The organism is Kitasatospora sp. NE20-6 (assembly GCF_045862635.1).
Map to the genome: position 1 here is coordinate 239,359 of NZ_BPRL01000004.1, position 23,943 is coordinate 263,301.

Here is a 23,943-nt window from a genome sequence, read left to right on the forward strand (position 1 = left end):
GTGTCCGCCCGTCCCGACAGGAGCGCCCCCGTGCTCGGAGTCAACGACCTGGCGACGTACGTCCTCGGCGCCCTGCTGATCGTCGTGCTGCCCGGCCCGAACTCGCTCTACGTCCTCTCCGTCGCCGCCCGCAAGGGCGTCCGCACCGGCTACCGCGCCGCCGCCGGCGTCTTCGTCGGCGACTTCACCCTCATCAGCCTCACCTCGCTCGGCGCCTCCTCCCTGCTGGAGGCCAACCCCGCGGTCTTCGCCGTGGTGAAGTTCGGCGGCGCCGCGTACCTGCTGTGGATCGGCTTCGGCATGCTCCGGTCCGCCCGGCAGCTGTGGAGCGAACGCCGCGCGGCCGCCGGGCCCGCCGCCCCCGACACGGCAGCACCCCCCGAGAGCACCGAGCGGCCCTTCCGCCGGGCCCTCGTGATCAGCCTCCTCAACCCGAAGGCGATCCTCTTCCTGCTCTCCTTCTTCACCCAGTTCGTCGACCCGGCCTACGGGCAGCCGGTCTTCTCCTTCGCCCTCCTCGGCGGCATCCTGCAGTGCTTCAGCGTGCTGTACCTCTCCGTCCTGATCATGGCCGGTACGACGCTCGCCACGGCCTTCCGCCGCCGCAAGCGCCTCTCCGCAGGCCTCACCAGCAGCGTCGCCCTGCTCTTCGCCGGCTTCGCCGCCAAGCTCGCCGTCTCCTCCGCCTGACCCGCACCGGGCCGGTACGGAGCACCCCCGGAAACTGTGTAGACTTGCCCGCGTTGCCGATGCGATCCTCGACCTCACGGTCGGGCTCCACCCGGCAACGGTGCCGCCTTAGCTCAGCTGGCCAGAGCAACGCACTCGTAATGCGTAGGTCGCGGGTTCGAATCCCGCAGGCGGCTCTGCGAAACCCCAGGACTCACTCGCCGTGACCTGGGGTTTTGTGCTTCCCGGCGCGCGACGGACGTGGGCGGGTGCCGGTGGCGCGACCGCACCGGCTGGTCGGCGGAGACAGCCGTGAGGGGGCCGGCGGTGCCAGCCCCCTCCATGCTGTGCGGTGCGGGTCAGTCGCGGGTGCCGGCCATCTCGATGGCGCGGCCGCGGGTGGTGTTCCAGGCGGAGAGGACGGCGGCGACCACGGCGGTGGCGGCGCAGAGGGCGACGGCCTGCCAGGTGGAGCCCCACGGGACGATGACCGGGACGCCGTCGATCAGTTCGGTGAGCGACAGCCGCTGGGTGGCGATCACGGCGGCCCCGGCGACGGCGGCGAGGATGGTGCCGATGACGGTGGCGAGGAGTGCCTCGGCGGCGATGACGCGCAGGGTCTGGGCGCGGGTGGCGCCGGCGAGGTTGAGGGCGGCGAGTTCGCGGCGCCGGCCTGCCGCGGCCATCACCAGGGTGTTGGCGACGGAGATCAGCGAGTAGCCGACGGAGATGCCGAGGATGACCGTCGCGGCGGTCTTGGTGTCCTCCTTGAGCTTGGACGTGAGGGTGTCGAAGTAGACGGGCACGGGGGCGACGCGGACGGCCTGGTCCTTGAGGGCGGCGGCCACGCCGTCGGGGGTGGTGCCGGCGTCGAAGCGGAGCCAGGCCCGGGTGGGCAGGGCGCCGGACGCCCGGTCGGCGGAGAGGTAGGTGTCGTCGCCGGCCAGGCCGGTCTGGACGATCGCGGCGATCTTCAGCTTGGTGGAGGTGTTGTCGGGCATCCAGACGGTGAGGGTCTGGCCGAGCGTCAGGTCGTTGCCCTCGGCGGTCTTCCGGTCGATGACGATGAAGTCGTCGCCGAGGTGGTCCACCGAGCCTTCGAGCACCCGGGGCCTGAGCACGCCGGCGGAGCCGAGGGCGGTGGGGGCGACGGCCTGGCCGTTGAGCGAGTCGACGACCTTGCCGTCCTCGGTGCCGATGTAGACGTGGGCGGAGCCGACGACGTCGGCGCGGACGCCGGGCAGGGCGGCGAGTGCCGCGGTGGCGGACCGGTCGAGGGTCTTCCCGCCGGCGGGCAGCACCAGGTAGTCGGCCCTGGTCTGCTGGCGGACCTGGTCGACCTTGGTGTGGTCGCCGGCGGCCTGCATGCAGATCATGGCGGCGGTCAGGCCGACCGCGACCACGATCGGGGTGACGGTGGCGGCGGTGCGGCGGCGTCCGTTCAGGGTGTTCTGGCGGACGATCAGCGGGCCCGCGCCGAACCGGGACAGCGGCCAGGTGGCGATCCGGGCGACGGGCTGCAGCAGGACCGGGGCGAGCAGGGCGAGGCCGCCGACGTACAGCAGCGGGACCATGCCGTACTTGCGGGGGTTGACCGCGTACGTGGGGCTGTCGCCGGCGATGCTCCAGCCGGTGACGACGGCGCCGGCCAGCAGGCCGATGCCGAGGATCCAGCGGATCGGGGTCATGACCTTCGTCGAGGCCGCGGAGTCGCGGAGGGCGGTGACCGGGCGGACCCGGGAGGCGCGCAGGGCGACGGCGGCCGCGCCGAGCAGGGCGGAGCCGACACCCATGAGGAAGGCGATGACGAGCGGGATCGGGTTGAGGCCGATGTGGAACCAGCTCGGCGCGACGCCGTTGTCGACCATCCAGGTGTTGAGCCGCCCGGCGCCGACCGGGCCGAGGACGCAGCCGACGAGGGCGGCGGCCACGCCGATGAGGGTGGCCTCGGCGATCACCATCCGCCGGACCTGCTGCGGGGTGGCGCCGACGAGCCGGAGCAGGGCCAGCTCGCGGCTGCGCTGCTCGACCACGAAGGCGAAGGTCGCGATCACGATGAACACCGCGACGGAGACCGCGATGCCGCCGGTGGTGGCCGCCATCGACTGGGCGTTGATCAGGGCGTCCGCGCCGCCGGACGGGTCCGGGTCGGCCTGGCTGCGGTCGTCGCCGGACAGCACGAGCTGCCCGGTGCCGACGGCTGCCCGGACGGCGGCGGCGTCGCCCTGCACGGCGAGGGCGTTCACGGCGGGGGAGAGCCGGGCGGCCTCGGTGTCGGTGAAGAAGACGGCGTCCTCGAACCAGGTGGCCGGGGTGACGCCGCTGACGGTGTAGGGCCGGGGCCCGGCCGGGGTGGCGACGAGGACCTCGGTGCCCACCCGGTCGGCGGCGGCACCGGTCAGCACCACCTCGCCGTCGGCGGAGGGCGCCCGGCCCGCGGTCAGGGTGTACGGGGTCAGGGCGGCGGCCGACCAGCCGTGGCCGACGGCCTCGGACGGGCCGTCCTTCCACGGTGCGTCGAAGGTGCGGTCCTCGGTGACGGTGCCGGCGGTGGCGGCCCTGGCGACGGCCGCGGCGGGGACGGCGGCCGGCAGCTCCATCGGGTCGCCGCGCGGATCGGCGGGGACGACGACGGTGCGGGCCTGCGCGAACCGCTGCGGGCCTTCGTGGGGGGTGCCGATGGTGGCGGTCAGGGCGAGCGCCATCATCGCGATCATGCCGGTGCCCAGCGCCAGGGCGATGAAGGCACCGACGAAGCTGACCCAGCGGGTGCGGACGGTGGCGAGGGCGATGCTCAGCACGGTGCGCCCTCCGGCGTCTTCGCGGCCTGCTCGTCGCCGCCGGCCGCGTCGGCGTCGTCGGGCTCCAGGTGGGCCATCCGGCGGGCGACCGCGTCCACGGTGGGGTCGGTGATCCGGTCGACCACCCGGCCGTCGGCGAGGAAGACGACGCGGCCCGCGTAGGAGGCGGCGACCGGGTCGTGGGTGACCATGATGATGGTCTGCCCGTTCTCGGCGACGATCCGGCGCAGCAGGGCCAGCACGTCGCGGGAGGTCTTGGTGTCGAGGGCGCCGGTCGGCTCGTCGGCGAAGAGCACCTCGGGCCGGGTCACCAGGGCGCGGGCGATCGCCACGCGCTGCTGCTGGCCGCCGGAGAGCTCGCTGGGCAGGTGTCCGGCGCGTCCGGTGAGGTTGACGCCGGCCAGCACCTGGTCCACTTCGGCCGGATCGGGCCGCCGGCCGGCCAGCTTGAGCGGCAGTTCGACGTTCTGCCGCGCGGTGAGCGAGGGCAGCAGGTTGAAGGACTGGAAGATGAAGCCGATCCGGTCGCGGCGGAGCCGGGTGAGCGCGGTCTCGGACATCCGGGACGGGTCGGCCCCGGCCAGTGACACGTGGCCCGAGTCGACGCGGTCCAGGCCGGCCGCGCACTGCAGCAGGGTGGACTTGCCGGAGCCGGACGGCCCCATGATCGCGGTGAAGGTGCCCGCCGGGAAGTCCAGGGTGACGTCGTCGAGCGCGACGACCTGGCTGTCGCCGCTGCCGTAGCTCTTGCACGCCGCGGCCAGGCTGACGACGGCGGAGCCGGTCACCGGTGCGCCGGGTCCACTCTTCTTCTTGTCGAACACATTCCCGCCTTCGATAGAGGTGCGTCAGCCCGCTGGTCGGTCCGGGCCGGCGTACCCCGGACCAGGCCGACAGCACGCGGTCTTTACTTCTACGGCATGCCCCTATATCGCGCCGATAGATCCGGCCAGTTCGAACGGCCCCGGGCCGATGGGCGCTTGATAGCGGTCGTATAGCACGCCCCCCCAGGCTGAACGCTGTTCGAACCGGCTGCGAGACCGGTGGGCCGCCGAGGCGCCGCACTCGCTGGACAGGGGTGAGGAAGTGAGCCAACAGCGTTTCCCCGACGGGGCCGTGGACGTCTGGCTGGGGGTGCCGGAGGAGGCCGACGAGCGTGCCCTGGCCGTCCTGTCGGGTGCCGAGCGGAACCGCGTCCACCTGCTGCGGGGCCGGGCCGCCGCCTCGTACGCGGCCGCGCACGTCGGACTCCGCCGGATCCTGGCGGGCTATCTCGACGTCGAGGCCGACCAGTTGAAGCTCGGCCGCACGCTGTGCCCGGAGTGCGCGGACCCCGCGCACGGGCCGCCCGCCGTCGTGTGGCCCCCCACCGCGCTGACCTTCAACCTCTCGCGCGCGGACGGCTTCTGGCTGCTCGGCGTGGGCGAGGGCCGCCCGCTCGGCGTGGACCTGGAGGCCGAGCCGCGGATCGACCCCGAGCTGACCGCCCCGCTGGCCTTCACCGAACGGGAACTGGCGCACCTGCGCGCCCTGCCCGCCGCGGACCAGCGGGCCGTCTTCCTGCGGTGCTGGACGCGCAAGGAGGCGGTGGTGAAGGCGGTCGGCATCGGGCTGGCCGCCGACCTGTGCCGGATCGAGGTGCACCCGGACCGCCCCGGACCGGTGACCGTCCGGTACGGCGTGGACCCCGGACCCACCGCCTGGACGCTGCAGGAACCGGACTTCGGGCCGGACCTGCACGCCGCGCTCGCCCGGGTGGAGGGCTCCACCGGCCCCGTCCGCACCTTCCGCTACGGCGGCGACCCGCTGCCGGCGGCCGCCGAACGGGCCGCCGCCTCCGCCTGACAGGGCGGGTGCAGGCCGAATATGGCCCGCCCGGACAGGATTCCGAACGGGCCAGGAATTGCCGACGTCCCAACCCGCGAAGCGACTTCAGGAGATCCCGATGAGCGAGCAGAACACCGACACCCGCACCTTCCTCGTCGTCCTCAACGACGAGGAGCAGTACTCGATCTGGGCCGCCGGCCGGGAGATCCCGGCGGGCTGGCACGCGGAGGGCACCGAGGGCACCCGCGAGGAGTGCCTCGCCCACATCGACCAGGTGTGGACCGACATGCGCCCGCGCAGCCTGCGCGAGCGGATTGCCGCCAGCGGGGTCTGACCCCCGCCCCGCCGGACGCGTCACCTCCCCGACCCGCCCCACCACCGGACCGACCCCCCGCGGCACCGCCCGCCGGGGGGTCGACGACCCGCCGAGCACGACCTCTCCACGGACCAGGAGCTCCCTGAGATGAATTCCGAGTCGCAGCCGGGTGCGCCGAAAGACGAGCCCGACCTCATCAGTTCGCTCGTCGCGCGCCAGGCGTCGCTGACTCCGGATGCGGTGGCCGTCGTCGACGGCGACCGTGCGGTCACGTACGCGCAGCTGGACGCCCGAGCCAACCAGCTCGCCCACCACCTGATCGGCCTCGGGGTCGGCCCCGACACCCCGGTCGGCGTCTGCCTCTACCGCGGGGCGGACCTCGTGACCGCCCTGCTCGGCGTGTGGCGCGCCGGAGGCGCGTACGTGCCGCTCACCCCCGACCTGCCGCCGCGCCGGCTCGCCCAGCTGCTCTCCGGCAGCGGCGCGCGGCTCGTGCTGACCGAGACCGAGACGGCCGGCACGGTGCGCGGCGCCGGTGCGCGGCCCGTCATCGTGGACGCCGTCCGGGAGGACCTGGACCGGCTGCCGACCGCACCGCCGGCGTCGCCCGCCCGGCCCGACGGCGCGGCGTACGTGATCTACACCTCCGGCTCGACCGGCGAGCCCAAGGGCGTCGTGGTCAGCCACGCGGGCATCGCCAACCGGGTGGCCTGGGCCGTCGACACCTGCGGCCTGGGCGCCGCCGACCGCGTGCTGCAGAAGACCACGGTCACCTTCGACGCCCACTGCTGGGAGGTCTTCGCCCCGCTGACCTGCGGCGGCGTGGTCGTGCTCGCACCGGTCGGCGCGGAGAGCGACCCCGCCGCGATGCTCCGGGCGGTCCGCGAGCACCGGGTGACGGTGCTGCAACTCGTCCCGTCGGTGCTGCGCCTGCTCACCGAGGAGGACGGCCTCGCCGGGTGCGACGCCCTGCGGCTGGTCTTCTCCGCGGGCGAGCCGCTCCACCACGAGCTGGTGGCCCGGCTGCTCGAACGGCTCGGCCGGCCGGTCGAGGTGTGGAACACCTACGGTCCCACCGAGTGCTCGATCGACATCACGGCGCACCGCGTCGACACCGGCCGGACGACCGGCCCGGTGCCGATCGGCCGCCCCGTCACCGGCATGCGGGTGCTCGTCGTCGACCGCAACGGCACGCCGGTCGGCCCCGGCACCCCCGGCGAGCTGCTGGCCGGCGGCGTCGGCGTGGCCCGCGGCTACCTCGGCCGGCCCGGCCAGACCGCGGCGGCCTTCGTGCCCGACCCGTTCGGCCCGGCCGGTGCACGGCTGTACCGCACCGGCGACCGGGTGCGCTGGCGCCGCGACGGCGTGCTGGAGTACCTCGGCCGCATCGACGACCAGGTCAAGGTGAACGGCGTCCGGATCGAGCCCGCCGAGATCGAGCACGTGCTGCTCTCCCACCCGCAGGTGGCCGGCGCGGCCGTCGCCGCCTACGAGGCCCCGGACGGCGGCAAGCGGCTCGCCGCCTACCTGGTCGCCCGCGAGGAGCTCGACCTCACCGAACTGCGCGGACACCTCGCCCAGCGCCTCGCCGGCCCGCAGGTGCCCGGCGCGTTCGTGCTGCTGGAGAAGCTGCCGCTCGGCCCGACCGGCAAGGTCGACCGCCGTGCGCTGCCCGCCCCCGGATCCCTCGACGCGGCCGGACGCCCGGTGCACCGGGCGCCGGTGACCGCCGCCGAGCAGGCCGTCGCCGCCGTCTGGTGCGAGGTGCTGAAGCTCGACCGGGTCGGCCTCGACGACGACTTCTTCCAGCTGGGGGGCACCTCCCTCCAGCTGACCCGGCTCGTCTCGCGGCTGCGCGCCGCCACCGGCTCCGCCGTGCAGCTGCGCGGCTTCTTCACCGCCACCAGCCTCGCCGCGCAGGCCGAGCTGCTCTCCGTCAGCCTGCCGCCCGGCCCGCGCCCCGTCTCCCGCGGCGGCACGCTGCCCCTCTCCTTCGGCCAGCGCCGGCTCTGGTTCTCCGACCGGATGAACCCCGGCGGGCCCGAGTGGGTCGCCGCCGTCGTGCTCCGCCCGGAGGACGGTGCCACCGCCGCCGAGGTGCAGGGCGCCCTCGACGCCCTCGTCGAGCGGCACGAGGCCCTGCGGACCCGCTTCCCCGTGGTCGACGGCGAGCCCGTCCAGCTGATCGACCCGCCGGCCCCGGTCGAACTGCGCACGGCCGACGCGGCGGACCGCGAGGAGGCGACGGCCGTGTTCCACCGGCTCCTCGGCGAGGAGCAGAGCCGCGGCTTCGACCTCGCGGAGGGCCCGCTGCTGCGCGCCGTCCTGGTGCGCCGCGCGGACGGCGGCCCGCTGCTCGGCATCGCCCTGCACCACATCGCCACCGACGGGTGGTCCACCACCGTGCTGGAGCGCGAGTTCCACGTGCTGCTGGCCGCCGCCCGGACGGGCTCGGCCGCGGCACTGCCGCCGCTGCCGGTGCAGTACGCCGACTACGCCGTCTGGCAGCTGGAGCAGCTCTCCGACGAGGTCCTGGACCGCGAACTCACCCACTGGCGGGGCGAGCTGGCCGGCCTGGAGCCGGTCGAGCCGCCCGTCGACCGGCCGCGCCCCGCGGTCCGCGACGGCCGCGGGTCGGTCGTGCCGTTCGCCGTCCCCGCCGAGGTCGCCGGCCCGCTCCTGGAGCTGGGCCGCCGCAGCGGCGCCACGCCGTTCATGACGCTGCTCACCGCGTACGCCACGGTGCTCGCCCGGCACACCGGCCGCTGGGACCTGCCCGTGGGCACCCCGGTCTCCGGCCGGGACTGCCCCGAGGTGGAGCAGGTGGTGGGCTTCTTCCTCAACAGCCTGGTGCTGCGCTGCACCCTGGACGCCGGGCGCTCGTTCGAGGAGGCGCTCGCCGCGGTGCGCCGCACCGCGACCACCGCGTTCGCGCACCAGCAGCTGCCCTTCGACCGGCTGGTGGAGGAGCTCGCCCCCGAGCGCGACCTGTCCCGTACGCCGCTGTTCCAGGTGGCCTTCGACCTGCACGACGGCGAGTTCAACGGCCTGATCGGCGCCGACGACGACCTCGACCTGCTGAAGCGCATGTGGCAGGCCACCCACACCGACCTGACGCTGGTGCTGCGGGTGCAGCCCGACGGCTCCCTGGCCGGCGGCCTGGAGTACGACACGGCCCTCTTCGAGGAGGCCACGGTCGTCCGGCTGGCCGCCCACTTCCGCCAGGTGCTGGCCGCGGCCGTCGCCGCGCCGCACGCCGCGCTGGCCGACCTGGAGCTGCTGAGCCCAGGGGAGGCCGCCGACCTGACGGCCTGGAGCACCGCCCCCGGCGAGCAGCCCGCCGGCTCGGTGCTCGACGCGTTCGAGCGGTGCGCCGCCGCCACGCCGGACGCGGTCGCCGTCGCCGGCCCGGGCTTCGGCCTCACCTACGGCGAGCTCGACGCGCGGGCCAACCGGCTCGCCCACCACCTCGCCGCCTGCGGCGCCGGACCGGAGCGCCTCGTCGGCGTGCTGCTCGACCGCGGGCCGGACCTCTTCACCGCCCTCCTGGCGGTCTGGAAGACCGGCGGCGCCTACCTGCCCCTCGACCCGTCCTTCCCCGCCGAGCGGATCGGCCGCATGCTCGCCGAGGGCGCTGCCGCCGTCGTCGTCACCGGCCACGGGCACGCCGCGGCCGTCGCCGCGGCGGGCGGGCCCGGCACGCCGCACCCGGTCGACCTCGACCGGGACTCCGCCGCCGTCGCCGCCCGTCCCGCCACCGCCCCCGCCGTGCCGCGCGACCTGGACGGCCTCGCCTACACGATCTTCACCTCCGGCTCCACCGGCCGCCCCAAGGGCGTCGCCGTCACCCACCGCGGCCTGGCCAACCACGTCGGCTGGGCGGCGGAGGCGCTCGCCGGGGCGGGGCAGGGCGGCAGCGCGCTCTTCTCCTCGCACGCCTTCGACCTCGTGGTGCCCAACCTGTGGGCGCCGCTCACCGTCGGGCAGCGCGTCTGGGTGCTCCCGCAGGACCAGGACGGCACCCGGCTCGGCGCCGACCTGCTCGCCGCGGGCCCGTTCAGCTTCCTCAAGCTGACCCCCGGACACCTGGACATCCTCACCGACCAGATGACGGACCGGCAGGCCGCCGGTCTCGCCGGCGTCGTCGTGGTGGCCGGCGAGGCACTCTCCGGGGCGCTCGCCGACCGCTGGGCCACCAGGCTCGGCGCCGGCCGGCTGGTCAACGAGTACGGCCCCACCGAGGCCTCCGTCGGCACCAGCATCCTGCCGGTGACCGCCCCGGTCGCCGTCGCGACCGTGCCGATCGGCCGCCCGCTGCCCGGCATGGTGATGCGCGTCCTGGACGCGTCCCTGCGCCCCGTGCCCGTCGGGGTCCGCGGCGAGCTGTACGTCGGCGGCACCGGTGTCGCCCGCGGCTACGTCGGCCGGCCCGGCCTGACCGCCGAACGCTTCCTCCCCGACCCGTACGGGCCGCCCGGCGCCCGCCTCTACCGCACCGGCGACCTCGTCCGGGTGCTGGACGGCGGCGTGGTCGACTTCCGCGGCCGCAGCGACGACCAGGTGAAGATCCGCGGCTACCGGGTCGAGCCGGGCGAGGTCCGCGCCGTCCTGCTCGACCACCCCGGCGTGCGCGACGCCTTCGTGCTGCCGGTCGCCCGGCCCACCGGCGACACGGCGCTCGCCGCCTACGTCGTCGGCACCGCCGACGGCCTGGCCGCGCACTGCGCCCGCCGGCTGCCCGACTACATGGTGCCCGGCACGTTCACCGTCCTCGACGCCCTGCCGCTGAACGCCAACGGCAAGGTCGACAAGGGCCGGCTGCCCGAGCCGGGCCGGGACGGCACCGACGGGCCGGTCGCCCCGCGCGACGAGGTCGAGGAGGCCGTCGCCGGCCTGTGGGCCGAACTCCTCGGCACCGACCGGACCGACCTGATCGGCGTCCACGACAACTTCTTCCACATCGGCGGCAACTCGATCCTCGCGATCCGCCTCGTCGCCCAGCTGCAGGACCTCTTCCAGCTCGACCTCCCCGTCCGCGCGCTCTTCGAGGCGCCGACCGTCGCGGGCCTCGCCCGCGAGATCGAGACCCGCGTCCGCGCCGAGATCGACCGGCTCTCCGACGCAGACCTGGCCGCCGCCACCGCCTCCCTCCCGAAGGAGCACCACGCATGACCGCCGACGCCCTGCGCGAGCAGCTGCTCCGTGAGCGGCTGGCCGGCCGCCGCACCCGCCGCCCCGCCGCCGACGCCGTCGGCCGTGCCGACCGGACCGCCCCCCTGCCGCTCGCCCACGGCCAGCAGCAGATGTGGTTCCTCCACCGGATGGAGCCGGAGAGCAACGAGTACCTCGTGCCGTTCGCCCTGCGGCTGCACGGCCCGCTGGACCGCACCGCCCTGCGGGACGCCTGGCAGCACACCCTCGACCGGCACGAGATCCTCCGCACCCGCTACGCGGAGACCGGCCGCGAGCCCGTCCAGGTCGTCGACGCGCCCGCACCGGTCGAGCTGGAGCTGGTCGACCTCTCCCGGCTGCCCGTCGACCGCCGCGAGGCCGAGGCGTACGCCCAGGCCGCCGAGGCGCTCGCCGCCCCGTTCGACCTGGCCGAGCAGTGGCCCGTCCGGGGACGCCTGCTGCGGCTCTCCGAGCAGGAGCACGTGCTCGCCGTGGTCTTCCACCACATCGCCTGCGACGCCTGGTCGACCGGTGTGTTCGGCGCCGACCTGAGCGAGTTCTACTCCGCCGCGGTCGAGGGCCGTGCGGCCCGGCCGGAGCCGGTCGCCGTCCAGTACGCCGACTACGCCGCATGGCAGCGCGGACACCTCACCGGTGCCGAACTCGACCGCCAGGTCGGCTACTGGCGGGAACGGCTCGCCGGCACCGCCCCGACCGACCTGCCCACCGACCGGCCCCGTCCGGCGATCCGCAGCCACGCCGGCGGCGAGCACACGTTCCCGCTGGACCCCGCCCTCACCGGCCCGCTGCGCTCCCTCGCCGCCGCGCACGGCACCACCCCGTACGCGGTGCTGCTCACGGCGTTCCAGGCGCTGGTCGCCCGCTGGACGGGCGTTCAGGACGTGCCGGTCGGCACCGTCGTGTCCGGCCGGCACCGCGCCGAGCTCCAGCACCTGATCGGCTACTGCATCAACAACGTGGTCGTGCGCGGCCGGTGGAGCGGCGACCCGGCCTTCGCCGACCTGCTGGACGGCACCCGGACGGCACTGCTGGAGGCCTTCGACCACCAGCAGGTGCCGTTCGCGCAGCTGGTCGCGGAGCTCGCCCCCGAGCGCGACCTCTCCCGCACGCCGCTGCACCAGGTCGCGTTCACGATGCACGAGGAGCGCCTCGGCGCGTTTACCTTCAGCGGCCTGCGGGCCGAGCGGTTCGGCGAGGGCGACGGCGTCGCGAAGGTCGACCTCACCCTGCAGGTGCTGACCGGCGCCGACGGCTCGCTCAGCGGCCAGTTCCTCTACGCCACCTCGCTGTTCGACCACGCGACGGTCGAGCGGTTCGCCGGCCACTTCGGCCGCCTGCTGGCCTCCGCGCTGGCCGGCCCGCACCGCCGCCTCTCCGAACTCGCCCTGCTCGGCGAGGCGGAGCTCGCCCTCGCCGCCGAACGGCCGACCGCCGCGCACGACGTACGGGAGACCGCGCACGCGCTGTTCGAGCGCTGGGCCGCCGAGACCCCGGACGCGCCCGCCGTCACCGCCGGCGGCACCACCCTCAGCTACCGCGAGCTCAACGAGCGGGCCAACCGGATCGCGCACTTCCTGCGGGACGCGGGCGCCCGGCCGGACCAGCTCGTCGGCGTCTGCCTGGAGCGCGGTGCCGACCTGCTGCCCGCCCTGCTGGGTGTCCTCAAGTCCGGCGCCGGCTACCTGCCGCTGGACCCGGCCGCCCCCGCGGACCGCCTCGCGTACGTGCTCGCCGACGCCCGCGCCGAGCTCCTGCTCACCGGCGCCGGCCTGGCGGGCCGGTTCGACGGCTTCGCCGGCCGCGTGGTGGCCGTCGACGGGCCCGGCGCGTTCGCCGGCCGGCCGGTCACCGACCCGGAGCCGGCCGCCGTGCCGGACAACCTGATCTACACCATCTACACCTCCGGCTCCACCGGCCGCCCGAAGGGCGTCGCGCTCTCGCACGCCAACGTGGTGCGGCTGATGGCCACGGCCGCCGGGCACTACGGCTTCGGCCCGGGCGACGTCTCCTCGATGACCCACTCCTACGCCTTCGACGTCTCCGTCTTCGAGATGTGGGCGGCGCTGGCCTTCGGCGGCACCCTGGTCGTCGTCCCGACCGAGGTGACGCGCTCCCCGGAGGACCTGCTGGACCTCCTCGTCGCCGAGCGGGTCACCGTGCTGTCGCAGACCCCCACCGCGTTCCGCGGGCTCGTCGCGGCCGCGGCCGGCGGCGACCCGCGGATCGACGCGCTCGCCGTGCGCACCGTCGTCTTCGCCGGCGAGAAGCTGGAGATCCCGGAGCTCGCGCCCTGGGCCGAGCGGGTCGGCCTCGACCGCGCCGTGCTGGTCAACATGTACGGCATCACCGAGACCACCGTGCACACCACCTACCACCGGATCGGCGCCGCCGACGTGGCCGGTGCCGCGGGCAACGCGATCGGCCGCCCGCTCGCCGACCTGGCGGTGCGGCTGCTCGACCGGGACGGCAACCTCGTGCCGGTCGGCGTCCCCGGCGAGATCCACGTGGCCGGCCCCGGCGTGGCCCGCGGCTACGTCAACCGGCCCGGCCTGACCGCGGAGCGCTTCGTGCCGGACCCGTACGGGCCCGCCGGCTCCCGGATGTACCGCTCCGGCGACCTCGCGCGCCGCACCCCCGACGGATCCCTGGAGTTCCTCGGCCGGATCGACGACCAGGTGAAGATCCGCGGCTACCGGATCGAGCTCGGCGAGATCCAGGCCGTGCTGGCCGCCCACCCGGCCGTCCGGCAGGCCGCCGTCCTGGTCCGGGAGGACCGGCCCGGTGACCGCCGGCTGGTCGGCTACCTGGTGGCCGCGGACGGGCACCGCCCGGAGCCCGCGGAGCTGGCCGCGCACGCCGCGCTCGCCCTGCCCGGCTACATGGTCCCGTCGGCGTACGTGCTGCTGGAGTCGCTGCCGCTGACCGTCAACGGCAAGCTCGACAAGCGGGCCCTGCCCGAGCCCGGCCGGGCCGCCCTGGGCGGGCGCCGCGGGTACACCGCGCCGCGCACCCTCGCCGAGCAGCGGATGGCCGCCGTCTGGCAGGGCGTCCTCGGGCTGGAGCGGGTCGGCGTCGACGACGGCTTCTTCGACCTCGGCGGCGACTCGATCCGCGCGGTCGCCCTGGTCGGCGCCCTGCGCGCCGAGGGCTTCGACGTGGCCGTCCGCGACGTCTTCCTGCACCGCACGGTCGCGGCGCTGAGCGGCTGGGCGGCGGGCCGCGCGGTGCTCGGGGAGGAGCACGGCGTCGAGCCGTTCGCGCTGCTGCGGCCCGCGGACCGGGCGGCCCTGCCGGACGGCGTGACCGACGCCTACCCGCTGTCGCAGAACCAGATCGGCATGCTCGTCGAGATGCTGGCCGACGACGGCCGCAACCTCTACCACAACGTCACCACGTTCCGGATCAACGACCCCGCGCCGTTCGACGCCGACGCGTTCCGCGCGGCCGGGGCGACCGTGGTGGGCCGGCACGAGATCCTCCGCACCGGGATCCACCTCACCGGCTACTCCGAGCCGCTCCAGCTCGTCCACGCCGACGCGGTGCTGCCGTTCGGCAGCCGCCGGCTGACCGGCCTCGACGCCGCCGGACTCGCCGCCGACCTGCAGCGGTTCACCGCGGAGCAGCGCGCCGAGCTGTTCGACCTCGCGACGCCGTCGCTGATGCGCTTCTTCGTCCACGACACCGCCGACGGCGGCTACTGGATCTCGGTGACCGAGTGTCACCCCATCCTGGAGGGCTGGAGCCACCACTCGCTCCTGATGGAACTGCTCGGCGTGTACGCGCAGCTCCGCGAGGGCACCCCGCTCGACCCGTACGTGCCGGCGCCGGTCCGCTTCGCCGACTTCGTCGCGGCCGAGCGCCGCTCGCTGGAGTCCGAGGAGGACCGGGCGTACTGGCGGCAGGTCGTCGAGGGCGCCGACCGCTTCGAGATCCCCGCCGGCTGGGGCGACCCGGCGGCCGGGGACGACGCGCCGAAGATCCGGACCGAGGTCTCCTGGGCCGACCTGGAGGACGGCCTGCGCGCCCTCGCCGGCACGGCCGACGCCTCGCTGAAGAGCGTGCTCGTCGCCGCGTACGGCGCGGTGATGAGCCGGCTCACGGACTCCGCGCAGGTGTACGTCGGCCTGGTCTGCGACGCCCGCCCCGAGGCGCTGGGCGCCGACCGGGTGTACGGCATGTACCTCAACACCGTGCCGTTCACCGTCGACCGGGCCGCCGGCAGCTGGCTCGACCTGGTGCGCCGCACCTTCGACCGCGAGGTCGCGATGTGGCCGCACCGCCGCCACCCGATGCCCGCCATCACCCGTGCGGCGGGCGGCGGCCGCCGCCTGGTCGACGTCTTCTTCAACTACCAGGACTTCCACCAGCTGGACTCCGGCCTGATCGGCCTGGAGGGCAGCGACGACAGCCCGACCGAGTTCCCGCTGACCATCTCCTCCCGGGCCGGCCACGTCATCCTCACCGCCGACCCGCGGGTGCTGTCCGCCGCCGCCTGCGGGCGGATCGCCGGGATGTTCCGCGAGGTGCTCGCCGCGATGGCCGCCGACCCGTACGGCGACGCGCAGGCCGCCTGCCTGCCCGCCGCGGACCTGGCCCTGCTGGAGTCGGTCGCCGTCACGCCCGGCCGCCCGGCCGCGCGCTCCGCGCTCGCCGCCGTCGAGGCCGCGCTCGCCGCGGACCCCGCCGCCGTCGCCGTGCGGCTGCACGGGCCGGACGCCCGCGACCTGACCAACGCCGAACTCGGCGCCCGCGCCGACCGGCTGGCCCGCCGGCTGCGCGCCGCCGGCGCCGGGCCGGAGAGCGTCGTCGCGGTGCAGCTGCCGCGCGGCGTCGACCTGCCGGTCGCGCTGCTCGCCGTCTGGAAGGCCGGCGCCGCCTACCTGCCGATCGACCCGCAGACGCCCGCCGCCCGGGTCGCCCGGCTGCTGGCGGACGCCGGGGCGGTCGCCCTGGTCGCCGCCGCGGCGACCGGCCACGCCGTGCCGACCGTGACGGTGCCCGTCGACGGCGCGGACGGCGCCGGGCTGCCCGCCCTGCCGCCGCTGCCCGAGGACGGGGACCGGCTGGCGTACGTCATCTACACCTCCGGCTCCACCGGGCGCCCCAAGGGCGTGCAGATCGGCCACCGGGCGCTCGCCGGATACCTGGAGTTCGCCGCCGCCGAGTACCTGGACACCACCGGGGGCGGTGCGGCGCTGTTCTCGTCGGTCGCCTTCGACCTCGTCGTCCCCACCCTGTGGGTGCCGCTCGCGCACGGCCGCCCGGTGCACCTGCTGCCCGAGGACCTCGACCTCGCCGACCTCGGCCGGGCCCTGGCGGACGCCGGTCCGTTCGACTTCCTCAAGCTGACCCCCGGCCACCTGGAGATGCTGGAGCGGCAGTTCGAGCAGCTCGCGCCGGGCACCGGCCCGGTCACCCGCACCCTGGTGGTCGGCGGCGAGGCGCTCTCCGCCCGCACCGCCGCCCGCTGGTGCGAACTCCTCGGCGGCGCCCGGGTCGTGAACGAGTACGGCCCGACCGAGGCCACCGTCGGCAACGCCGTGCACACCGTCACCGGCCCCCTCGCGGCGGAGACCGTGCCGATCGGCCGGCCGATCCCCGGCACCTCGATGCACGTGCTGGACGCACACCTGCAGCGCGTCCCCGCCGGCGTCGCCGGCGAGCTGTACATCGGCGGCGGCCACCTGGCCCGCGGCTACCTCGGCCGGCCCGGCCTGACCGCCGGATCCTTCCTGCCCGACCCGTACGGCCCGCCCGGGGCCCGCCTCTACCGCACCGGCGACCTGGTGCGGATCCTGCCCGACGGCGAGGCCGACTTCCTCGGCCGCCGCGACGACCAGGTGAAGATCCGCGGCCACCGGGTGGAACTCGCCGAGGTCGAGGCCGTGCTGGCGGGCCACCCCGGTGTCGCCGAGGCCCGGGTCGTGGTGGCCGACGGCGCGCTCGTCGCGTACGTGGTCGGCGACGGCACCGGCCTGGCCGGCCACGCGGCGCGCCTGCTGCCCGCCTACATGGTGCCCGGCGCGTTCGTGGAGCTCGACCGCATGCCGCTCACCGCCAACGGCAAGCTCGACCGGGCCGCGCTGCCCGCGGCCTCCACCGCGGCCACGGCCGCCGGCCGCACGGTCACGGCGCCGCGCACGGCGCTGGAGCGGCGGATCGCCGAGCTCTGGCAGAGCGTCCTCGGCACCGCGGAGACCGGCGTCGACGACAGCTTCTTCGAGCACGGCGGCGACTCGATCCGCGCGGTGTCGCTGGTCGGCGCGCTGCGCGCCGACGGCCTCGACGCCTCCGTCCGCGACGTCTTCGCGCACCGCACGGTGGCCGGCCTGGCCGCGGTGCTGGAGAGCCGCGGCGCCGTCGTGGCCGACCGCCTGGTGGAGCCGTTCCGGCTGGTCGGCGCCGACGACCTGGCCCGGCTCCCCGAGGGGCTCGCCGACGCCTACCCGCTCTCCCAGAACCAGCTCGGCATGCTCGTCGAGACGCTGGCCTCGGACGGCGGGAACACCTACCTCGACGTCGCGTCGTTCCTGATCGGAGACGACCGCCCGTTCGTCATGGACGCCTTCCGTGCCGCCGTCCGGACGGTCGGCGCCCGGCACGACATCCTGCGCACCTCGTTCGACCTGTCCGGCCTGTCCGTCCCCATGCAGCTGGTGCACGCCGAGGCCGACATCGAGACCGGGCTCTCCGACATCAGCGACCTCCCGGAGGACCTCCAGAAGATCGAACTGGAGTGCTTCGTCGCCGACGAGCAGAACCGGGTGTTCGACGTCTCCGCACCGCGGCCGATGCTCCGCATCTTCGTCCACGTGCACGGCGACGACGCGTGGCGCTGCACCTTCACCAAGAGCCACGCCACCCTCGACGGCTGGAGCTACCACCTCTTCCTGCGCGAACTCGTCGCCGTCTACCGGCAACTGCGCGACGGCGTGCCCGTCACCGGCGGCGAGCCGGGCGGCGCCCGCTTCGCCGACGCGATCGCCGCCGAACTCGCGGCCCTCGCCTCCGGGGAGACCCGCGCCTACTGGCAGCGCGTCGTGGACGGCAACGCCCGCCTGGAGCTCCCCGCCGCCTGGCGCGGCGACCCCGCCGAGCCGGCCCGCCGGGTCCGTTCCGGCCTGCGCTTCGCCGACCTCACCGACGGCCTGCGGGCCGCCGCCGCGGCGGCCGGCGTCTCCCTGAAGAGCGTGCTGCTCACCGCGCACCTGAAGGTGCTCGGCCAGCTCACCCACGAGACGCCGTTCCAGACCGGCGTGGTCTGCCACACCCGGCCCGAGGCGCCGGGCGGCGAGCGCCTGCTCGGCATGCTGCTCAACACCGTCCCGTTCGCCTTCCGGCCGGGCGCCGCCACCTGGCGCGAGCTCGTCCGCGAGGTGTACGAGGCGGAGTCGGAGATGTGGGCGCACCGGCACTTCCCGATGCCCGCGATCCAGGCCGACCTGGCCCAGGGCAGCCGGCTCCTCGACGCCTTCTTCTCCTACCTGGACTTCGGCGACCTGGAGGCCGAGGAGATCACCTCCGGCACCACCGGCCTCAACGCCAGCTCCACCGAGTTCGGCCTCGGCGTCACGACGCTGGACGACATCCTCACCATCCGCACCGACACCCGCACCATGACCCAGGCGAACGCGGACCGGCTGGCGGGGATGTACCGGGCGGTGCTCGCGGCGATCGCCACGGACGTGGACGGTGACGCGCGGGCGGTGTACCTGCCGGAGGGCGAGCGGGTCTGGCTGGACGCGCAGGCGCCGGGGCGGGCCGCGGAGTTCGGCGTCCTGACGGTGCCGGAGCGGATCGTGCTGCAGGCGGCGGCGACGCCGGATGCGGTGGCGGTGGTGTCGGGTGGTGCGGAGGTGTCGTACGCGGAGCTGGTGGCGCGTGCGGACGTGGTCGCGGAGCGGCTGCGGGCGGTGGGTGCGGGTGCGGGGTCCGTGGTGGGTGTGGTGCTGGACCGCGGGGTGGACCTGCTGGCGGGTCTGCTGGGTGTGTGGCGGGCGGGTGCGGCGTACCTGCCGCTCGACCCGGCCTACCCGAAGCGCCGGCTGGTGCAGACCCTGACCGACGCCTCGGCCGTCGCCCTGCTGACCGAGAGCCCCTACGACACCGTGCTGGGAGAGCTGTTCGATGGTCCTGTCGTACCTGCGGCGGCGGACGCTGCTGCTCTGGACGCGTCGGCCGCAGCGCCGGCCCCTCTCGACCCGGCCCCTGTCGACCCGGACGCTCTCGCCTATGTGATCTACACGTCGGGGTCGACGGGTCGGCCGAAGGGTGTGGAGGTGACGCATGCGGGTCTGGTGAATCATCTGGCGTGGGCGGCTGAGGAGTTGTGTGTGTCGCCGGGTGGTTCGGCGGTGTTCTCGTCGGTGGCGTTCGATCTGGTGGTGCCGAACGTGTGGGCGCCGTTGCTGGTGGGTGGGCGGGTGCGGATGCTGCCGCAGTCGTTGGAGCTGGACCGGTTGGGTGCGGAGTTGCTGGCGGGTGCGCCGTATTCGTTCCTGAAGCTGACGCCGGGTCATCTGGAGGTGTTGTCGCACCAGGTGTCGGCGGTGGAGGCGTCGTCGTTGGCGGGTGTGGTGGTGGTGGCCGGTGAGGCGTTGCCGTCGGTGCTGGCGCGTCGTTGGGTGGGCTGGCTGGGGGAGGGCCGGCTGGTGAACGAGTACGGGCCGACGGAGGCGTCGGTGGGTACGTGTGTGAATCCGTTGTCCTTGCCGGTGGGTGAGGGGGTGGTGCCGATCGGTCGGGCTCTGCCGAACATGTCGATGCGGGTGCTGGATGCGTGGTTGCAGCCGGTGCCGGTGGGTGTGGCGGGGGAGTTGTTCGTGGGTGGGGCGGGGGTGGCGCGTGGGTACGGTGGTCGGCCGGGGTTGACGGCGGAGCGTTTCGTGCCGGATCCGTTCGGTCCGGTGGGTGCGCGTCTGTATCGGACGGGTGATCTGGCGCGGGTGCTGGCGGACGGGTCGGTGGACTTCCTGGGGCGTCTGGATCACCAGGTGAAGATCCGGGGTCACCGGATCGAGCTGGGTGAGGTGCAGGCGGTCCTCGCGGCCCACCCGCAGATCCGCGAAGCCGCCGTGCTGGCGCACGGTGACGACACCGACCGGCACCTGGTCGCCTACGTCGTGCCGGCCGGGGTCCTCGACACCGCCGCGCTCCGCGCCGACCTCCAGCGGCACCTGCCGGACCACCTGGTGCCGGCCGTCTGGATCACGCTGGACGCGCTGCCGCTGAACGCCAACGGCAAGCTCGACACCCGCGCCCTCCCGGACCCGGACGCCCGCCCCGAGCAGCCCTTCCTGGCGCCGCGCACCGCGACGGAGGAGCGGCTGGCCGCCATCTGGCGCCAGGTGCTCGGCCTGGAGCAGGTCGGCGTGGACCGCAGCTTCTTCGAGCTCGGCGGCCACTCCATCCTGATCATCCAGGTGGTCTCGGAGGCACTGAAGGCCGGCCTGCCGGTCTCGCTGATGATGCTCTACAAGAACGAGACCGTCGCCGACCTGGCCGCCGCCGTGGACGCCGTCCTCGCGGCCCAGCAGGACACCGCCGGGCAGGAGGCCGCCCGCGAGGAGACCGCCCGGCAGGAGGCCGCCGCCCAGGAGCAGGCCCGCAAGGACGCCAAGCGCTCGGTCAAGCAGGCGATCAAGCAGGGCGTGCTGAAGGGCGGCGCCCGCCGCTCCGAGGTGGCCCCGGCGGACGTCCTCCGGATGCTCGCCGCGCACCGGATCCCCGGTGCGAGCGTGGCGGTGCTGCGCGACGGCGAGCTGGTCTCCGCCGACGGCTACGGCCTCGTGCACGCCGACCGCGCCGAGCCGGTCACGGCCCGCACGGTCTTCCCGGTGGGCTCGGTCTCCAAGCACCTGACCGCGCTGACCGTCCTGCGGCTCGCCGAGGAGGGCGTGGTCTCGCTCGACCGCGACGTCGACGACCACCTGACTGGCTGGCGGATACCGGGCGGGGGCGCGGGCATCACCCTCGCCCACCTGCTCGGCCACCTCTCCGGCCTGACGGTCGTGCCGAGCGGCCGGTACCCGCGCGGCAGCCGGCTGCCCTCCCTCGCCGGGCTGCTCGCCGGCACGGCCGAGGGCCACCCGGCGGTCACCCGGGAGCTCGCGCCCGGCACGGCCTTCCGCAAGGCCAACGTCCACTACTCGGTGGTGGAGCAGGTGCTGGCCGACGCCACCGGCGAGGACTTCGCGGCGCTCGCCCAGCGGCTGGTGATCGATCCGCTCGGCCTGCGCGACACCGGCTTCCGGCAGTCGTTCCCGGAGGACCCGGGCCGGGTGCCGGCGCTCGGCCACGGCGCGGACGGCCGGCCGCTGGCGGGCGGCTGGGACGTCCGGGTGGACGTCGCCGCCGCGGGCCTGTGGTCCACCGCCGCCGACCTCGCCACGGTCGCCCTGGAGGTGCGCCGCTCCGCACTGGGCCGCCCCCGGGCGCTGCTCGGCGAGGAGAGCGCCCGCCGCCTGCTCGCCCCGCACCCGGCCTCGTTCTACGGCCTGGGCACGGTGGTCGACGCGACCGGTGACGGTCCGTGGTTCGGCCACGGCGGCGAGCTCGACGGCCACCGGGCGCTGACCCTGTGCCGGCTGGACCGGGGCACCGGCTTCGTGGTGCTGGCCAACGGCGGTGGCGCCGACCACCTGCTGGGCCTGTTCACCGAGGCGGCCGGGCTCCCCGACGCGCCGCACTGACACTCCCCGGACGGGGCCGGGCGATCCCCGGCCCCGTCCTCCCCCGCAGTCCCGATCCGGCCACCCGTGCCCAGGAGTCCCCATGACCGCACGCCATCTGATCTCCCTGGACGACCTCACCGACGACGACCTGCACTGGATCACCGCCCGCGGCGCGTCCTTCTCCGCGGGGCTGATCCCGCAGGAGCGCCCGCTCGACTCCGCCGTCGTCGGCGTGTACTTCCGCAAGACCTCCACCCGCACGCGGACCGCCTTCTCGGCCGGCGCGCAGCGGCTCGGCGGCCAGATCGTCTCCTTCGGGCCGGACGACCTGCAGCTCAACACGGGCGAGACCTCGGAGGACACCGGCGAGGTGTTCTCCCGGATGCTCGACGTGCTGGTGGCCCGCACCAGCGGCGACCCGGCCGAACTGCGCGGCTGGGCCGGCCAGGACCGGATGGCGGTGGTCAACGCGATGAGCGCGGACGAGCACCCGACCCAGGCCCTCGCCGACCTCACCACCCTGCTGCGGCAGTTCGGCCGGATCGAGGGCCTGCGGGTGCTGTACGTCGGGGAGGGCAACAACACCGCCGCCGCGCTCGCGCTCGCGCTGTCGCGCTTCCCCGGCACGGTGCTGGAGCTGCGCACCCCGCCCGGCTACGGGCTGGCGCCGGAGGTGCGGGAGCGGGTGGCCGCGGCGGCCGCGCGGACCGGCGCCCGGGTGACCGAACTGCACCACATGGACGGGCAGCAGGGCGGCTTCGACGCCGTCTACACCTCGCGCTGGCAGACCACCGGCACCAGCAAGCCCGACCCGGACTGGCGGGAGGTGTTCCGTCCGTTCACGGTGACGGCCGGGCTGTGGGAGCACAGCCCGGACGCGGTGTTCATGCACGACCTGCCCGCGCACCGGGGTGAGGAGGTGGAGCCGGAGGTGCTGGACGGTCCGCGCTCCATCGCCTTCGACCAGGCGGCCAACAAGATGTACAGCGCGATGGCGGTGCTCGAGTGGTGCCGCCGCGACGCGGCGGACGACGACACGGTGACCGGCACGGCAGGGAAGGCGGCGGCACGATGAGCATGCTGAAGGAGACCGCGGCGACGACCGCGGCACAGACCGGCGCCGGGACCGAGCCGGCCCCGGTGCCGCCGCTGAAGCGCAACCGGGACTTCCGGCTGCTGTGGCTGGGCGCCGGCGTCTCGCAGTTCGGCGGACGGCTCAGCGCGGTCGCCTACCCGATGCTGATGGTCTGGCACGGGCACTCGGTCACCCAGGCCGGGATGGTCGCCTTCGCGGCGCAGCTGCCCAACCTGCTGGTGCAGCTGCCGGCCGGGGTGCTGGTCGACCGCTTCGACCGGCGCCGGCTGATGATCCTGTGCGACCTCGCGGCGCTGCTGGCGATGGGCGCCCTGGTGACCTCGCTGCTGCTGGGCGTCGTGTGGGTGCCGCTGGTGATGGCGGCGGCGTTCGTGGAGGGCAGTGCGGCGATCTTCTACCGGCTGGCCGAGCGGGCGGCCGTCCGCAACGTCGTGCACAAGGACCACCTGTCGAGCGCGCTCTCGCAGAACGAGTCGCGCGGGCACGCCGCCGGGCTGCTCGGCAACCCGGTCTCCAGCGCGCTGTTCACCGTGCTGCCGTGGCTGCCGTTCGCGCTGTCCGGGCTGGGCCGGATCGCCGCGTACCTGGGCCTGGTGGCGATCCGCACCGAGTTCCAGCAGCCGCGCCGGCCGGACCGCCGGCGCGACCTGCGGGCCGAGGTCGCGGAGGGCTTCCACTGGCTGTGGGGGCAGCGCTTCATGCGGGCCGCGGTGGCGCTGGTGGCCGGCACCAACGTGCTGTTCCAGATCATGGGCCTGACGCTGGTGGTGACGGTCGAGCGGGCCGGCGGTTCCCCGGCGGTGCTCGGCGGCATCGGCATCGTCTCCGGCATCGGCGGCATCCTCGGTGCGCTGTCCGGCTCGTGGTGGATGAAGCGCTTCTCGCCGGCCGCCATCATGACCGCGGCCTTCGCGCTGTGGGCGGTGCTGATGACGTCCGTCGCGTTCACCGCGAACCCGTTCGCGCTGGCCGCGCTGTACGCCGGGATGAGCGGGGTGGGTGCGGCGATGAACGTCACCGCGGGCGTCTACCAGGCCCGGATCTGCCCGGACGAACTCCAGGGCCGGGCGGCGAGTTTCGCCGTCCTGGCGTCCTCCGGCGCGAACTCCCTCGGCGCCCTGTCGGCGGGCTTCCTGCTGGCGGCCCTCGGCCCCGCGCACACCGCGCTGGGTGCGGGCGCGGTGATGGCGCTGATCGTGGTGGTCGCGCTCGCCAGCCCGGCGGTCCGCAGCGGCCGGGAGGTCATCGGCTAGGGGCCGCCCGGCAGCCGTCCCACCGGGCCCGTACGGGCGCCGGCCGCATTCCGCGGCCGGCGCCCGTTCGCATGCCCAGGATCCTTCGTGCAGCAGGGATACCGGGAAAAAATAG

Annotated in this window: 9 protein-coding genes and 1 tRNA gene; 8 read left to right on the plus strand and 2 right to left on the minus strand. The window is 75.1% G+C overall.

The window, feature by feature from the left end:
* Positions 1–30: 30 nt before the first annotated feature.
* Both leuE and SNE206_RS05300 read left to right on the plus strand, forming a co-directional pair.
* On the plus strand, positions 31–690 hold the full coding sequence (gene leuE / locus SNE206_RS05295) for a leucine efflux protein LeuE (protein ID WP_407912166.1): 660 nt from the start codon (positions 31–33) through the stop codon (positions 688–690).
* Between the two features lie 102 nt (positions 691–792).
* Positions 793–866, plus strand: a tRNA-Thr gene (locus SNE206_RS05300).
* Positions 867–1,028: 162 nt separating this feature from the next.
* Here the strand turns inward: SNE206_RS05300 and SNE206_RS05305 are convergent.
* A complete protein-coding gene (locus tag SNE206_RS05305) occupies positions 1,029–3,470 on the minus strand; it encodes an ABC transporter permease (RefSeq protein ID WP_407912167.1) in 2,442 nt (813 codons plus the stop codon).
* Positions 3,464–4,294 carry an ABC transporter ATP-binding protein gene (locus tag SNE206_RS05310; RefSeq protein WP_407912168.1) on the minus strand — a complete coding sequence of 277 codons (831 nt, stop codon included), beginning with the start codon at positions 4,292–4,294 and terminating at the stop codon, positions 3,464–3,466. The genes SNE206_RS05305 and SNE206_RS05310 overlap by 7 nt, the downstream gene beginning before the upstream one ends.
* 262 nt (positions 4,295–4,556) lie before the next feature.
* On the opposite strand from SNE206_RS05310, the gene SNE206_RS05315 reads away from it, so the two are divergent.
* The 6 genes from SNE206_RS05315 to SNE206_RS05340 all read left to right on the plus strand — a co-directional run bounded on the left by SNE206_RS05315 (position 4,557) and on the right by SNE206_RS05340 (position 23,828).
* Entirely contained in the window at positions 4,557–5,315 is a 759-nt protein-coding gene (locus SNE206_RS05315; protein WP_407912169.1) for a 4'-phosphopantetheinyl transferase family protein, read from the plus strand.
* Between the two features lie 100 nt (positions 5,316–5,415).
* A complete protein-coding gene (locus SNE206_RS05320; RefSeq protein ID WP_407912170.1) occupies positions 5,416–5,631 on the plus strand; it encodes an MbtH family protein in 216 nt (71 codons plus the stop codon).
* A 129-nt stretch (positions 5,632–5,760) separates the two neighbouring features.
* The gene (locus tag SNE206_RS05325; RefSeq protein WP_407912171.1) at positions 5,761–10,785 is read left to right on the plus strand and encodes an amino acid adenylation domain-containing protein; all 5,025 of its coding nucleotides are present in this window, start codon (positions 5,761–5,763) and stop codon (positions 10,783–10,785) included.
* Complete coding sequence (locus SNE206_RS05330) at positions 10,782–21,497, plus strand: amino acid adenylation domain-containing protein (RefSeq protein WP_407912172.1); 10,716 nt, start codon at positions 10,782–10,784, stop codon at positions 21,495–21,497. The genes SNE206_RS05325 and SNE206_RS05330 overlap by 4 nt, the downstream gene beginning before the upstream one ends.
* Positions 21,498–21,579: 82 nt before the next feature.
* On the plus strand, positions 21,580–22,554 hold the full coding sequence (locus tag SNE206_RS05335) for an ornithine carbamoyltransferase (RefSeq protein ID WP_407912173.1): 975 nt from the start codon (positions 21,580–21,582) through the stop codon (positions 22,552–22,554).
* Positions 22,551–23,828, plus strand: coding sequence for an MFS transporter (locus SNE206_RS05340; RefSeq protein ID WP_407912174.1), 1,278 nt, complete (start codon positions 22,551–22,553; stop codon positions 23,826–23,828). Before SNE206_RS05335 ends, SNE206_RS05340 begins: the two co-directional genes overlap by 4 nt.
* Positions 23,829–23,943 lie beyond the last annotated feature (115 nt).